We start from the raw sequence: 13,333 nt of genomic DNA on the forward strand, positions 1-13,333 counted from the left end.
GCCATTTTTTGGCATGACATAAAATGTGTTATAATACCACACTAAATATATACGATCACTTAAGGGAAATTATGGGTTTAAAAGCAGACAGTTGGATACGAGAAAAATCGCTCAAAGAGCGTATGATAGAGCCTTTTTGCGAAGAACAAGTGGGCAAAGATGTCGTCAGTTACGGTGTGAGCAGTTACGGGTATGACATCCGCGTAGGACGAGAATTTAAGATCTTTACCAATGTCAATTCCACCGTCGTTGATCCCAAAGAATTTGACGATAAAAATGTGATTGATTTTGAAGGTGACATCTGCATTGTCCCCCCCAATTCATTTGCCTTAGCACGTACCGTGGAGTACTTCATAATCCCTAAAAACGTCCTAGCCATTTGTCTTGGCAAAAGTACCTATGCACGTTGTGGTATCATCGTTAATGTCACACCGTTTGAACCAGAGTTTGAAGGTCATATCACCATCGAAATTTCAAACACGACACCGTTACCTGCTAAAATCTATGCCAACGAAGGCATCGCACAAGTGCTCTTTTTAGAGGGGGACACCGCATGTGAAACCACCTACAAAGACAAACACGGTAAGTACCAAGGACAAACAGGTATTACCCTACCACGCATTTTAAAATAAGCACTTATGGCTTTACATGTAAAAGCTTTAGAGCAAAATAATTTAGAAGAGTTTGATGGCTTTTATGCCATCTACTCAACTGCATTTCCCCTCTCAGAGCAAAAATCTCGCGACGCACTTTTAGCAATGCAACACGCCCCTTTTTACACCATTTATCTTGCCTATAATGACGAAAAAATAGTTGGATTTTGCATTATGTATCATCCGCACAATGACGATTTTTTCTTGCTCGAATACATGGCGGTCGATGAGCGTCTTCGTGGCAGTGGACTGGGCTCCACGCTTTTAAAAAGTAGCATCGAACAGCTCTTTGAAACGCATGGCACGCGCGCACTTTTGATCGAAATCGACTCACCTGAAAAAAGCTCAATTGATCATGAAATTCGCCAAAAGCGAGAAGCCTTTTACCGTCGTTTGGGGGCATTAAAAATTGATCCGTTTGATTATATCTTAGCGCTCCAAAGTAGTGAAAAAGCCCCACCTATGGAGCTTTTAGTCTATCACCTCCGTATGCGCGAAGTTTCCAAAGAGACGCTGCACACATGGCTTGAAAAACTTTATGTTGATGTGTATGGATGCACGAATGACGATCCTCGCATTGCACACATGCTTGCGCCTATGCCCCCGATGTTAAACCTCATTTAGAAGGATTGTTGATGGAGATTTTTTTAAGCGACCAATACGAAACCCTCTGGACAGCGATTAGCTCCATTATGGGTGTTATCGCAACAACTTTGGCTATTTTTGCACTTATTTATTCGATGCGGACGTATCGTAAAACGATGCAAATCGTCCATTACGGCGAAATCGATAAAATGTACTTTGAGATTCTCAAAGAAGCCCTTGCTAAACCACATTTAGTGCAAAAAAACAGTGAACGAAGTGCCGAACAAGAGGTAGAGTATGACATCTACGCGTTTATTATCTGGAACTTTTTAGAGTCAATCTATGATCGCTGTATGCTCGATCACGATCTACAAAATACATGGTTCCCCATCATCCAAGCCGAACGAAAAATTCATCTTCCATGGATTCAAGAGAGCGAGAATAGAGCTAAATTTAAAGCAGAATTTTTGAGATTTATTGATGAGGGGAAGTTTGAGATAGCTTAATACTACCGAAAACGCTCTTTTTTTAAAGAGTAAGAATCTTTACATGTAAAGATTCTTAGCCGAAAAGCTCACTATGCGTTGCAAGTCTTGCCAAGATGATTTCATCATTGATTTTTTGATACACCAGTAGAATATCGCCACCCAAATGGCACTCTCTAAAATCTTTCCAATTCCCTTTTAAAGCGTGATCTTTTGACTCTGGTGGAAGTTCACAACCCTCTTTCAACAACGCCAAAAAAGAGATAAGTTTTTCAAATTGCATATCTGTTAATTTGGTATGGGCATAATCTTTTAAAAATGATTTATGCCTCTTAAGCGTTGGCACGTTTTAACTCGTCAAGTGAAAAAGTGTCAACATTTTTACCTTCTCGAACCTCTTGCAATATCTGTTGTGTTTTTGCATTGGGTATTTCGATGTCAAAAGGGATGCCTTTTCTAAGACGGACTTGATTTAAAAAAAGATTGACCGCTTCGCCCAGTGTTAAGCCAAGCGTTGCGAAAATTTCTTGCGCTTCTTGTTTGACAGTCGGGTCTAGTTTGATGCTCGTAGTTTGTCTCATAATGCGACCTCCTATTTTTGTAATACCATCGTATTATAGAGCAATCCCAAAACCTTGTCAATTACTTCTCAACTCGGAGCAACAACCCATTCAAATAAAACGAAGCGCTTGCGTTGATAAGGCACGGATGGTCGCTGTCTTGTTGCATTTGCTCTAAGAGGATGTATTGCACTTTCAGATCGTGGGAAACTTCCATGGCGATCTCTAAAAGCTCTTTTTTACCGACGTGAAAGGAGCAGGAGAACAGAGCGATTAACCCACCGTCTTTGACCGCTTTGGTACTTTCCATTAAGAGGTGTTTGAAGCCTCGTTTGGCGCCACTGGTTTGCTCTTTGGTTTTGGCGAAGGATGGTGGGTCGAGTACGATCAGATCGAAGCTATTTTTATATTTTTTCTCTTTCATAAAGGTAAACGCGTCGGCGGCATAAGCTTCGTAATTTTCCATCGCATTGGCTGCTAAATTGGCTTTGGTTTGTTCTATTGCCGATTCGGAAATGTCGACGAAGATGGCATTTTTAGCCCCTTTTGAGAGTGCGTAGATACCAAAACCACCCGCATTGCAACAGATGTCGAGCACGGTGTCGTTCTCTTTGATGTAACTCGCACAGATGGCTCTGTTTTTGCGTTGGTCGAGGTAAAAGCCTGTCTTTTGGGCATCTTCGATGTCGACTAAAAAATGGAGCCCATTTTCATTCAACGTAAACTCTTTAGTGGGTGTTCCAAAAAGGGTGCCATTTTTGCTCTCCAAGCCTTCGATTTCTCGGGAGTGAATGTCGGATTTTTCGACGATCCATGAAGGGTTTACAAGCTGCTTGAGTGTGCTTAAAATGAGTTCACGAAAGATTTCCATACCTGCGGTGTTGATCTGAATGGAGAGCGTGTCGCCGTATTTGTCGACAATCAAGCCTGGCAAAAAGTCGGCTTCGGAGTGAATCAGGCGCACCGCGTTGGTACCATGTAAAAGCGTTTCGCGTTTCGCGATAGAACGTTTGATGCGGTTATGGAAAAACTTTTTGCCGATCTCTTCTTTGCCAAAACTCAAAATTCGTGCGAAAATGGCGCATTTGGGGTTGACGTACGCGGTTCCTAAAAAACCGTCTTTTTTAGAAAACAGTGCGATTATTTCACCGCTTTGAAACTCTTCAGCGCTTGAGTCGATTTCGTTGGCGTACACCCATGGGGTAAAGCATCTGATTTTGGGGACAACGGAGTGTTTTACGTATACTTTATTCAATGATTTTTCCTAATATAGTTTGTAACTCTTTGGTAAAGGCAGGATGTTCGAGTACGTCACCGTGCGTTGTGTTGGAAAAGATGACATGTAAAGGTTTTATTGGCATTACCTCTAAAAGTTTTTCAAGATGATACCGCGGAATGATCGTATCATGTTCAACTTCGATAACAGCAATTTGTGCTTTGACCAAAGGGAGGTAATTTACACTTTCAAATTTGTTTTTGAGCAAAAGATCCACGGGGAAAAAAGGGTACTTGAGTTTGGCTAAAGAGAGGATCGAATCATACGGGGTGATTAAAACCAAGCCGTCCACAACGCGTTTACTGGCAAGATACGTCGCAACGCCTGTGCCCAAACTTCGCCCTATCACAACCACTTTGCGACCTTTCGCATAGGTGTCATAGATCTTCAAAGCATCTTCAAAAAAGGCTTGCTCGCTAGGCTCTCCCGTACTTTCCACATACCCTCGGTAGTTAAAAGCAACCACATCATACCCTTGCAACACTTTTACATGTAAAACAAAATGCGTCGCATCATCGGCATTTCCACCAAAGTAGAGAATCAACCCTGCATCGCTTTGCGCATCGGTACGCAATACACCATCTAACACGGCATCAGCGCTTACATGTAAGGAGAGTCGCTCAATGTTTTCACCACTTATCTGAGCCTGCTTTTCAATTAAATGTGCAGGGAAAAGCTGCGCGTTTTGCGTGAAATAGAGATACCCCATCGCTACTGCATAAAATCCGATCATTCCAAATAAAAGTTTTTTCATCGTGCTTCTTTCTTCAAAAATACCGTAAAATCGCCATCCATATAGCCCTCATACATTTCCACATCGTAGGCAAAATCACTCACGTGGGCTTCGATTTCTTCGGGCAAGAAGTAGTTAAAATGCCCCTCTTTTTCTTCACCTCGAAGCAGGTTAAAGACAAATCCTTTTTTAGAAACCTCATAACAACGGCGAATAAATAAAAAGGTCTCCGAACGGTTCAAGATATTCATCGAACCACTGGCGATGTAAAAATCCGCAAACGCCAATTCGTCATTTAAAATATCTTTTTTCACGCAGGTCTGCTTGGTACGTTTATGCGCCACAAAGAGGGCCTCTTCAAGCATATCGTAGCCTGTGTATTTTCGAGGCAACGCACCTTTTTGCTGCAAAAAAAGATACAAATCGCCAAAGCCACACCCCGCATCAATAACGCTACTAAAGGGCAAATGCTCCCCCAAAAGCTCATGGATCACTTCAAAACGGGTGTGTTGCGACTGTTTGGAGTTCCAGTTGAGTCCTCGTGCCGTACACCCATAGCGTTTGATGGCATTTTCATAAAAGGTTTTATTGTTGATACGTGGCATACAAGGAGGCTAAAAAAAGAGGGGCACTTTTAGCTTAAAAGTGCCGAAATGCTTTGTTGCATCATACTGTTTTGGTGGACTTGTGCAAGAACAGCGCTGGTGAGTTTGATCTCATCGCTCTTGATTTGCGTGATTTTTTGATCGAGAGGGGTTTCTGAAATCTGCGAATTGGCACTGCTTAAATTGGTAATCGTCGTCAAAGAATTGGTAATAGAACTGCTAGAAGCATTGATCTGATTACCTGCTGTTTGGCTCAGACTGCTTAAATTTTCTCTAAAATTCGCAATGCCCTCTTGATTGTCCAAAGAGAGAGAACTGAGCCCTGAAACATCAAGACCATAGTTACTCGAGAGGAGATTTTGCCCATTGTAAGTGGTTTGATTGGCGATATCTTGCATGGAGCTGCTAATCGCATCAAACTCTTCTTGAAGCATTGCTTTTTGATCGCTACTCAAGGAAGCATTGTTAGAACGAACCGCGAGATCATTTAATTGCTCTGTTCCTGCACTAATCGCTTGCAAGGAGGAGTCTGCGATCTGGTACATACTAACCGTCTCGTTGGCATTTTGAACGTTTTGGGTTAAAGAGGAGATTTGGGAAGAGAGTGCATCGGAGATGATAAGACTGGCACTGTCTTTTCCGCTAAGTTCTTTAGTCGCTGCAATCTTCTCTAATGTTGTGTCTGCATTGGTTTTCTTGTCAGAGATAAGGTTTAAAATCTGACTATTGGAACTGCTAGAAATTTTCATCACATGCTCCCTAACTTAAAGATGCATTTATTATACTACTCCTATGATACACTTGTCAAATCAGAAGCGGAATTAAAATTGCTTTTAAAATAAAAAACTGGCACAAAGGGCTAATGTGTTTAACGGTAAAAATATACTCATTACGGGCGGGACAGGCAGCTTTGGTAAAAAATATACTGAAATTCTTTTAAAAAATTACACACCCAACAAGATCATCATCTTCTCGCGCGATGAACTCAAACAGTACGAAATGGCACAGCAGTTTACACATCCTTGCATGCGCTTTTTTATCGGTGATGTACGTGACTTAGAACGTTTAAAACGAGCAATGGACAGCGTGGATTTTGTGATTCATGCCGCTGCGCTCAAACACGTTCCCATCGCGGAGTACAACCCAATGGAGTGTATTAAAACCAATATCAATGGTGCAGGCAATGTGATTGATGCTGCACTCGAATGCAAAGTCCAAAAAGTGATCGCACTCTCCACCGATAAAGCTGCCAATCCCATCAATCTTTACGGTGCAACTAAACTTGCGAGTGATAAGCTTTTTATTGCCGCCAATAATATCAGGGGAAGCCAACAAACGCGCTTTTCCGTCGTACGCTATGGCAATGTTTTAGGCAGTCGCGGCTCCGTGGTGCCTCTGTTTAAACGGTTGATCGAAGAGGGAGCCAAAGAGCTTCCCATCACCGATGAACATATGACACGCTTTTGGATTACCTTGGAGCAAGGGGTTCATTTTGTGCTGAAAAATTTTGAACGCATGCAAGGCGGCGAGATTTTCATCCCTAAAATTCCGTCCATGAAAATGTCCGATCTAGCGCATGCCATGGCGCCACATCTGGGTATTAAAATTATCGGAATTCGTCCAGGGGAGAAGATGCACGAAGTGATGGTGCCTAAAGATGACAGCCATTTAACCCTTGAATTTCACGACCATTATGTCATCCAGCCGACCATCCAATTTTCCCAAAAAGCCAACTTTACATGTAACGCCCTCAGAGAGAAGGGAACGCTCGTAACATTGGGCTTCGAGTACAGTTCAGACACGAATACACAGTGGCTTGATGCCAACAGTTTGAAAGAGATGATCGAGGCATGATTCCCTACAGCAGACAGAGCATTGACCAAAGCGACATCGACGCGGTGGTCGAGACACTCAAAGGCGATTTTCTAACCGGTGGTAAAACCGTCAGCGACTTTGAAGAAGCCTTAGCGCAGTATCTTGGTGTCAAACATGTCTGTGTCATGAACTCCGCGACTTCGGCGTTACATGTCGCCTATCAGATCATCGGACTGGGAGTGGGTGATGAAGTCATCACAACACCTCTCACATTTGCTGCCACTTCAAATACCGCCATCCAATGCGGTGCCAAACCTATTTTTTGTGACATTAAGTACGACGGAAATATCAACGAAACGAAACTAGAAGCGCTTATAACACCCCAAACCAAAGCCATTGCACCCGTTGATTTCGGGGGCAACCCTCTCCCTATCAAAACGATTAAAACACTTTGTGACAAACATAAACTTTTTCTCATTGAAGATGCAAGCCATGCGCTTGGCAGTGAAATAGATGGCGTAAAAGTAGGCAATGTCGCCGATATGACCATCTTTAGTTTTCATGCGATTAAGCCCATTACCACGTTTGAAGGCGGTGCTATTGCGACCCATAACACCGAATTTTATGAAAAAGCCAAACTGCTTCGCAGTCATGGCATCGTGAAAAAGACCCACTGGAATTCCGATATGATCGTTCTTGGCGAAAATTATCGTTTGAGCGATGTTGCATGTGCTTTGGGACTTTCTCAACTGAAACGTTTGGATAGCTTTATCGCTAAGCGCGCAGAGATCGCACACTACTACGACACGCGCTTTCAAAACAACCCTTACTTTACGACGATTGCGATTGCACCAACCAAAAAAAGCTCGTATCACCTCTACCCTATTTTGCTTGATGCTTCCCTCTGGTGCGCAAAAGAAGAGCTTTTTGAAGCGTTACATGTAAAAGGTATTGGGGTGCAAGTTCACTACAAACCGATCTACCAGTTTAGCTACTACAAAGCTCTTTTTGGCGAACAGCGTCTCGCAAATGCCGAAGATTTTTACCGTGCGGAACTCTCCATCCCGTGTCATCAAAGCATGAGCATGGACGATGCCATCTGGATTGCCGATACACTTCTTAAAGAGATTGAAAAACTCAAAGGATGCACGAGATGAACATCGCCATCATCCCTGCACGTGGCGGAAGCAAGCGCATTCCTCGCAAAAACATCAAAGATTTTTGCGGAAAGCCACTGATCGCCTACAGCATCGAAGCGGCGTTTCAAAGTGGACTTTTTGAGAAGATTATTGTGAGTACCGATGATGAAGCAATCGCAACGGTTGCCAAAAGCTATGGCGCCGAGGTTCCTTTTCTGCGACCGCGTGAACTGAGTGATGACTTTACAGGCACGGGCGCGGTGGTGGAGCACGTGCTTCAAACCTTAAAAGAGCGAGGTGAAACCTATGATTTTGCCTGCACGATTTACGCTACTGCACCGCTTTTAGAACCACGCTACCTCATCGAAGGCTTTGAAAGACTCAAAGAAAGTGACGCGGTGTACGCCTTTTCCGTGACATCGATGCCTTTTCCGATTTGGCGTACCTTCAAAATTACCGAAATAAAACGGTGTGAAATGTTTTGGAGGGACAAATTTGCTGCGCGAAGCCAAGACTTAGAGGAAGCGTACCAAGATGCTGGGCAATTTTACTGGCATAACCTTCATAAAACCGCGCACGATGTGATGTTTGGAAGCGAGAGTATTCCCATCGTTTTACCTCGCCATCTCGTTCAAGACATCGACACGCCCGAAGACTGGACACGCGCCGAACTCATGTACAAAGTGCTTCATGAAAACACTGATAAGAGCTGATAGTTCGAGCGCCATCGGACTTGGGCACATCATGCGCGACCTTGTGCTAGCGCAAAGCTTGGAGGGCGAAGTGGTGTTTGCCTGTCAAGCACTTCAAGGAAGCATGATAGAGCAGATTCCCTATGAAGTTCACATCCTTCAAACCAACGATGCAGACGAACTGATAGCGCTCATACACTCTTTACATGTAAACCTTTTGGTGATCGATCATTATGGCATTGACGCGCATTTTGAGCAAACCGTGAAAGAGACGACAAATGTCACCATCCTGAGTTTTGATGACACCTACCAAGCACATCACTGCGATATTTTGCTCAATCACACCATCTGCGCCGATGCCGCTCGTTACGCAAATCTTGTGCCCAAAGGATGTGAACTACGTTGTGGCAGTACGTATACGCTGATTCGTGATGAGTTTAAAGATGAGAAAAACATCGCGCGTGAAAAGATTTACGATGTGCTGATTGCGATGGGTGGAAGTGACGCAGGAAATCTTACGTTAGAGATCCTCAAAATCCTTCCTAAATCGTTACATGTAAGCATACTTTCGACCACAGCCAATGCCCACCTGCACGAGCTTCAAACCTATGTCGAGGCGTTTCCAAACATCGCTTTACATGTAAACGCAAACGAGGTCGCCAAAATCATGAATCAAAGCAAATGTGCGATTGTCACACCCAGTGGCATCGTGCAAGAGGTGCTTTTTATGGAACTGTCATTTATTGCGATTAAAGTCGCACACAATCAAGACGATATGTATCGATATTTAGAGGAGCATGACTATCCAGTTATGCACGATTTTGAGCCTCAAATCCTCAAAACCCTCATTCACGCATGGATGCAAGGAGAGAACTTTGAAGATCGCTGATTTTGATTTCAACACTATCAAAACGTTTATCATCGCCGAGCTCTCTGCCAACCACAACGGTTCATTGCAAACAGCGCTTGAGACGATTAAGGCGGCTAAAAAAGCAGGGGCGGACGCGATTAAATTGCAAACCTATCGCGCCGATACGATCACGCTTGATTGCGACAGAGACGAGTTTATCATCCAAGGTGGAACGCTGTGGGACAATGCCAAACTTTACGATTTGTACCAAAAAGCGTACACACCTTGGGAGTGGCACGAAACGCTTTTTAAAACAGCACGCGAAGAGGGGCTTATCTGTTTTTCATCTCCTTTCGATGAAACAGCGGTCGATTTTCTACGGCCATTTGATCCACCTGCATATAAAATCGCTTCATTTGAGATCACCGATCACGCGCTGATTCGTAAATGTGCTAAAGAGCATAAACCGATGATTATCTCCACGGGTACCGCCTATTTTGAAGAAATTGAAGAGGCAGTTGCCCTTTGCAAACAGGAAAACAATGACGAGATTATTCTGCTTCAATGCACCAGCTCTTACCCCGCACCTCTTGAGCATGCGCATCTGAAAACAATTCCTGATTTGGCAAAACGTTTTGGCGTTATCGCAGGATTGTCCGACCACACATTGGGCATCAGCGCACCCATTGCCGCTGTAGCATTAGGCGCGCGTGTCATTGAGAAACATTTCATTCTGGAACGCTCCATCGGTGGAGCTGACGCGGCATTTTCACTCGACGTGGAGACGTTTTCTGCCATGAGCAAAGCCATTCGCGAAACGGAACTTCTTTTAGGTGACGTGCATTACGAGATGGACGCGTTTAAGCTCAAAAATCGCCGTTTCAACCGAAGCCTTTATGTGAGTGCACCCATTCGCAAAGGGGAGATTTTAACACGGGAAAACGTCAAAAGTGTGCGCCCTTGCAATGGCTTGCATCCACGTCATTTACACGAAATCCTTGGCAAAAAAGCTGCCTGCGACTTAGCATTCGGCACGCCTTTACGCCTTGAAGATGTCATCTTATTATGAGAAAAGAAGACCTTAGATGCTCTATTTGACTCCCTATTTTAGGCTCACACACGAAGAACACAGAGCCCTTTTGGCACTGCGCAACCAAGAAGCCATTCTTCGCTATACACCGACCCAAAAAGAAATTGCGTTTAACGACCATCTTGCATGGGTGGAAACACTGAAAAACAATGATGACACACTTTATTTAGCTCTCAAGAAAGATCAGATCATGCAAGGGGCAATCCATGCAAATGCGATTAAGAGTCACACACCCTCATGGGGACTATTTTTTAATCCAACTACCTCACCGCTTGTGACATCAGCCGTTGCACTCTTTTTTTTAGATACACTTTTTAATCAGTACCGTGCATGCCATGTTAAGTCTTTTGTGCATGTTGAAAATAGCCCTGCTCTAAAATTCAATGAACGTTTAGGATTTAAGATGAGAGATACACAACCATCCTCCTTTTGCACGATGGCATTAAGCCATGAAGTATGGCAAATGAAAAAAAATTCTAAGCTCTTTCAACCCATTCTAAAAACAGCTTCACAACTCACGATAAGGAACTAAACATGGAGAAGATTACAGACATCATCATAGCGGCACTGCAAGAGTTTAATGAAGAACTCCAAGAGCCTTCCCTTGAGCATCCAAGCCTCGATACCAAACTTTTTGGAGGCAATGGCGTACTAGATAGCCTTGCCCTTGTCTCATTTATTGCGGACATTGAAGAGAAGGTATCGGAACACTATGGCAAAAACATTGTTTTAGCAGATGAAAAAGCCATGAGCCAAAAAGTATCTCCGTTTCGAACCGTAGAAACGCTCTCTGCTTATATTGAAAAGCTTCTCAATGTCTAAAATCATCATCATCACCGGCAGCCGCAAAGGTATTGGGTATGCGTTGTGTGAAGCCTATCTCAGCGAAGGGCATACCGTGATTGGATGCAGTCGTGAAGCCACAACCCTTGCGCATCCACACTACCGACATTTTATCTTGGATGTTGCGGATGAAATGGCGGTGGTGGCAATGATTCGAAGTGTCAAAAAAGAGTTTGGTCGTATCGATGTGTTGCTCAATAACGCAGGGATTGCGAGTATGAACCATACGCTTACAACCTCACTCTCCACACTCAATGCGATTCTTCAAACCAATATTGTCGGAACATTTCTCTTTCTTCGAGAAGTTTCCAAAGCAATGATGAAACAAAAAAAAGGGCGCATTGTCAATTATTCAACCATTGCGACAGCATTAAGGCTTGAGGGCGAAGCGATCTATGCAGCAAGTAAAGCAGCCATAGAAAACCTAACAGAGACAACGGCTAAAGAGCTTTCTCCTTTTGGCATTACCGTCAATGCAATAGCCCCAACACCGATCGAAACCGATCTGATTAAAGCGGTGCCAAAAGAGAAGATGGCGTCCCTTCTTGCCCAACAAGCGATTGCACGATTTGGTACATTTGACGATATTAAGCATGTCATCGATTTTTTGATAGACGATAAAAGTGATTTTATCACTGCGCAAGTTATTCATCTTGGAGGAGTACATCGCTGATGCTTAGTAAATTAGCTCTGTTTGATCAAAAAATTGCCATAGTAGATCATGATGATCGCTCCTACACGTACGATGATCTTATCAAACGTGCTTTGGTATATCAAAAGACGCTGCTTGCCAACATCCCTGAAGGCTCAAGCGTTGCCATTCTTTCAGACTACAACTTTGAGGCTATTGCACTTTTTAGTGCGCTTTATGAAAAAAAAGCAATCATCACCCCCATAACAAGTACCACACCCGCAGAAATAAATGAGCGAATTGCGATTGCACAATGTTTATATAGTATCGCCTATCATGGCGAATCTTTCGTTGTGACCACTCATACCAACGATGCAACACCTCATCCCATGCTTGAGAACCTTCAAAAAATAGGTGATGCAGGATTGATTCTTTTTAGCAGTGGCAGTACCGGAAAACCAAAAGCTATGGTACACAATCTTTCCCACCTTGTAGCCCATTATGAAATGAAAAAAAGTAAAAATTTAGTGATGCTTCTTTTCTTGATGTTCGACCATATCGGTGGACTCAATACCATGCTCAATATTCTCTCTATGGGCGCAACAATGGTCATACCGCATAATCGCAATCCTGAACATATCTGTGCGCTTATCGAACGTTATCATGTTGCAGTATTGCCCTCTTCGCCTACATTTTTAAACCTAATTCTGATGAGTGGAGCACACGAGCGTTACGATTTGTCTTCTCTTAGAATGATCACGTATGGTACGGAGACCATGCCAGAATCTCTGTTAAATAAACTCAAAATCGTTTTTCCGAAAATTAAATTTTTACAGACGTTTGGCACCAGTGAAACAGGCATCGCGACAACCTCTTCGAAGGCTTCTGATTCTACGCTGATGCGCATTGAAGATACGTCGTGTGAATATAAAATCGTCAATCACACCTTGTGGCTCAAAAGCGATACGCAAATTTTAGGCTATCTTAATGCTTCCATGGAGAGTTTTCATGAGGGCTGGTTTGACACGGGCGATCTTGTTGAAGAGAGTGAAGATGGATTTCTTCGCATCATCGGACGCGCAAAAGAGGTTATCAATGTCGGTGGACAAAAAGTGTTGCCCAATGAGGTCGAGTCCGTCATTTTGATGATGCCCGAAGTGCAAGACTGCATGGTAAGTGCGATCTCTAATGCCATTACAGGACAAAGTGTCGCCGTTGAAGTCGTTTTAAAAGACCCAAAAGAGGCAACATCCATTAAAAAAATGATCCGCACCTTTTGCAAATCACGACTGGATGGTTATAAAATCCCAACGCATGTGAATGTTGTAGAACAGACTCACTTTAGCGAACGCTTTAAGAAAATGAGACTTGGTTAA

The 13,333-nt window shown here is 43.4% G+C and carries 18 protein-coding genes; 12 read left to right on the forward strand and 6 right to left on the reverse strand.

Annotated elements, in window-relative coordinates; all coding sequences use genetic code 11:
- Window positions 1-71 precede the first annotated feature (71 nt).
- The 3 genes from dcd to JU57_RS06450 are packed head-to-tail and all read left to right on the forward strand — an operon-like array spanning window position 72 to window position 1,744.
- Entirely contained in the window at window positions 72-632 is a 561-nt protein-coding gene (dcd, locus tag JU57_RS06440; protein WP_037958548.1) for a dCTP deaminase, read from the forward strand.
- Between the two features lie 6 nt (window positions 633-638).
- Window positions 639-1,277, forward strand: coding sequence for a GNAT family N-acetyltransferase (locus tag JU57_RS06445; protein ID WP_037958551.1), 639 nt, complete (start codon window positions 639-641; stop codon window positions 1,275-1,277).
- Between the two features lie 11 nt (window positions 1,278-1,288).
- The gene (locus JU57_RS06450) at window positions 1,289-1,744 is read left to right on the forward strand and encodes a hypothetical protein (protein WP_037958552.1); all 456 of its coding nucleotides are present in this window, start codon (window positions 1,289-1,291) and stop codon (window positions 1,742-1,744) included.
- A 55-nt stretch (window positions 1,745-1,799) separates the two neighbouring features.
- Here JU57_RS06450 and JU57_RS06455 read toward each other — a convergent pair whose 3' ends face one another.
- From JU57_RS06455 to JU57_RS06480, 6 genes are all read right to left on the reverse strand, one after another.
- Complete coding sequence (locus JU57_RS06455; protein ID WP_037958554.1) at window positions 1,800-2,069, reverse strand: type II toxin-antitoxin system YafQ family toxin; 270 nt, start codon at window positions 2,067-2,069, stop codon at window positions 1,800-1,802.
- Complete coding sequence (locus tag JU57_RS06460) at window positions 2,056-2,304, reverse strand: type II toxin-antitoxin system RelB/DinJ family antitoxin (protein ID WP_037958556.1); 249 nt, start codon at window positions 2,302-2,304, stop codon at window positions 2,056-2,058. The genes JU57_RS06455 and JU57_RS06460 overlap by 14 nt, the downstream gene beginning before the upstream one ends.
- 61 nt (window positions 2,305-2,365) lie before the next feature.
- Complete coding sequence (locus tag JU57_RS06465; protein ID WP_037958558.1) at window positions 2,366-3,538, reverse strand: class I SAM-dependent rRNA methyltransferase; 1,173 nt, start codon at window positions 3,536-3,538, stop codon at window positions 2,366-2,368.
- On the reverse strand, window positions 3,531-4,313 hold the full coding sequence (locus JU57_RS06470) for an alpha/beta fold hydrolase (protein WP_037958560.1): 783 nt from the start codon (window positions 4,311-4,313) through the stop codon (window positions 3,531-3,533). Before JU57_RS06470 ends, JU57_RS06465 begins: the two co-directional genes overlap by 8 nt.
- The gene (locus tag JU57_RS06475; RefSeq protein WP_037958562.1) at window positions 4,310-4,897 is read right to left on the reverse strand and encodes a class I SAM-dependent methyltransferase; all 588 of its coding nucleotides are present in this window, start codon (window positions 4,895-4,897) and stop codon (window positions 4,310-4,312) included. Before JU57_RS06475 ends, JU57_RS06470 begins: the two co-directional genes overlap by 4 nt.
- Window positions 4,898-4,926: 29 nt before the next feature.
- Window positions 4,927-5,646, reverse strand: coding sequence for a flagellin (locus tag JU57_RS06480; protein ID WP_037958564.1), 720 nt, complete (start codon window positions 5,644-5,646; stop codon window positions 4,927-4,929).
- Between the two features lie 115 nt (window positions 5,647-5,761).
- Here JU57_RS06480 and pseB point away from each other — a divergent pair, with 115 nt between their 5' ends.
- The 9 genes from pseB to JU57_RS06525 are packed head-to-tail and all read left to right on the forward strand — an operon-like array spanning window position 5,762 to window position 13,333.
- Window positions 5,762-6,751: a UDP-N-acetylglucosamine 4,6-dehydratase (inverting) gene (pseB, locus tag JU57_RS06485; RefSeq protein ID WP_037958566.1), complete on the forward strand. Its 990-nt coding sequence runs from the start codon at window positions 5,762-5,764 to the stop codon at window positions 6,749-6,751.
- Window positions 6,748-7,869 carry a UDP-4-amino-4,6-dideoxy-N-acetyl-beta-L-altrosamine transaminase gene (gene pseC / locus JU57_RS06490; protein WP_037958568.1) on the forward strand — a complete coding sequence of 374 codons (1,122 nt, stop codon included), beginning with the start codon at window positions 6,748-6,750 and terminating at the stop codon, window positions 7,867-7,869. The genes pseB and pseC overlap by 4 nt, the downstream gene beginning before the upstream one ends.
- The gene (gene pseF, locus JU57_RS06495) at window positions 7,866-8,564 is read left to right on the forward strand and encodes a pseudaminic acid cytidylyltransferase (RefSeq protein ID WP_037958570.1); all 699 of its coding nucleotides are present in this window, start codon (window positions 7,866-7,868) and stop codon (window positions 8,562-8,564) included. Before pseC ends, pseF begins: the two co-directional genes overlap by 4 nt.
- Entirely contained in the window at window positions 8,542-9,432 is an 891-nt protein-coding gene (gene pseG, locus JU57_RS06500; protein WP_037958571.1) for a UDP-2,4-diacetamido-2,4,6-trideoxy-beta-L-altropyranose hydrolase, read from the forward strand. The genes pseF and pseG overlap by 23 nt, the downstream gene beginning before the upstream one ends.
- The gene (gene pseI, locus JU57_RS06505) at window positions 9,419-10,462 is read left to right on the forward strand and encodes a pseudaminic acid synthase (protein ID WP_037958573.1); all 1,044 of its coding nucleotides are present in this window, start codon (window positions 9,419-9,421) and stop codon (window positions 10,460-10,462) included. The genes pseG and pseI overlap by 14 nt, the downstream gene beginning before the upstream one ends.
- A gap of 16 nt (window positions 10,463-10,478) precedes the next feature.
- Entirely contained in the window at window positions 10,479-11,015 is a 537-nt protein-coding gene (locus JU57_RS06510; RefSeq protein ID WP_037958575.1) for a GNAT family protein, read from the forward strand.
- A gap of 2 nt (window positions 11,016-11,017) precedes the next feature.
- Window positions 11,018-11,305 carry an acyl carrier protein gene (locus JU57_RS06515; protein ID WP_037958577.1) on the forward strand — a complete coding sequence of 96 codons (288 nt, stop codon included), beginning with the start codon at window positions 11,018-11,020 and terminating at the stop codon, window positions 11,303-11,305.
- On the forward strand, window positions 11,298-11,999 hold the full coding sequence (locus JU57_RS06520) for an SDR family NAD(P)-dependent oxidoreductase (protein ID WP_037958579.1): 702 nt from the start codon (window positions 11,298-11,300) through the stop codon (window positions 11,997-11,999). The genes JU57_RS06515 and JU57_RS06520 overlap by 8 nt, the downstream gene beginning before the upstream one ends.
- The gene (locus tag JU57_RS06525; protein ID WP_037958581.1) at window positions 11,999-13,333 is read left to right on the forward strand and encodes a fatty acid--CoA ligase family protein; all 1,335 of its coding nucleotides are present in this window, start codon (window positions 11,999-12,001) and stop codon (window positions 13,331-13,333) included. The genes JU57_RS06520 and JU57_RS06525 overlap by 1 nt, the downstream gene beginning before the upstream one ends.

The sequence above is a fragment of the Sulfurospirillum sp. SCADC genome (assembly GCF_000743525.1).
Lineage (GTDB): Bacteria > Campylobacterota > Campylobacteria > Campylobacterales > Sulfurospirillaceae > Sulfurospirillum.

Excerpts from the sequence above, each read along its gene's own strand:
- JU57_RS06480 (WP_037958564.1), bottom strand. The coding sequence starts at position 5,646 with ATGAAAATTTCTAGCAGTTCCAATAGTCAGATTTTAAACCTTATCTCT.
- JU57_RS06460 (WP_037958556.1), bottom strand. The coding sequence starts at position 2,304 with ATGAGACAAACTACGAGCATCAAACTAGACCCGACTGTCAAACAAGAA.
- JU57_RS06525 (WP_037958581.1), top strand. The coding sequence starts at position 11,999 with ATGCTTAGTAAATTAGCTCTGTTTGATCAAAAAATTGCCATAGTAGAT.
- JU57_RS06470 (WP_037958560.1), bottom strand. The coding sequence starts at position 4,313 with ATGAAAAAACTTTTATTTGGAATGATCGGATTTTATGCAGTAGCGATG.
- JU57_RS06475 (WP_037958562.1), bottom strand. The coding sequence starts at position 4,897 with ATGCCACGTATCAACAATAAAACCTTTTATGAAAATGCCATCAAACGC.
- dcd (WP_037958548.1), top strand. The coding sequence starts at position 72 with ATGGGTTTAAAAGCAGACAGTTGGATACGAGAAAAATCGCTCAAAGAG.
- pseF (WP_037958570.1), top strand. The coding sequence starts at position 7,866 with ATGAACATCGCCATCATCCCTGCACGTGGCGGAAGCAAGCGCATTCCT.
- pseG (WP_037958571.1), top strand. The coding sequence starts at position 8,542 with ATGAAAACACTGATAAGAGCTGATAGTTCGAGCGCCATCGGACTTGGG.
- JU57_RS06445 (WP_037958551.1), top strand. The coding sequence starts at position 639 with ATGGCTTTACATGTAAAAGCTTTAGAGCAAAATAATTTAGAAGAGTTT.
- pseC (WP_037958568.1), top strand. The coding sequence starts at position 6,748 with ATGATTCCCTACAGCAGACAGAGCATTGACCAAAGCGACATCGACGCG.
- JU57_RS06520 (WP_037958579.1), top strand. The coding sequence starts at position 11,298 with ATGTCTAAAATCATCATCATCACCGGCAGCCGCAAAGGTATTGGGTAT.
- JU57_RS06450 (WP_037958552.1), top strand. The coding sequence starts at position 1,289 with ATGGAGATTTTTTTAAGCGACCAATACGAAACCCTCTGGACAGCGATT.
- JU57_RS06510 (WP_037958575.1), top strand. The coding sequence starts at position 10,479 with ATGCTCTATTTGACTCCCTATTTTAGGCTCACACACGAAGAACACAGA.
- JU57_RS06515 (WP_037958577.1), top strand. The coding sequence starts at position 11,018 with ATGGAGAAGATTACAGACATCATCATAGCGGCACTGCAAGAGTTTAAT.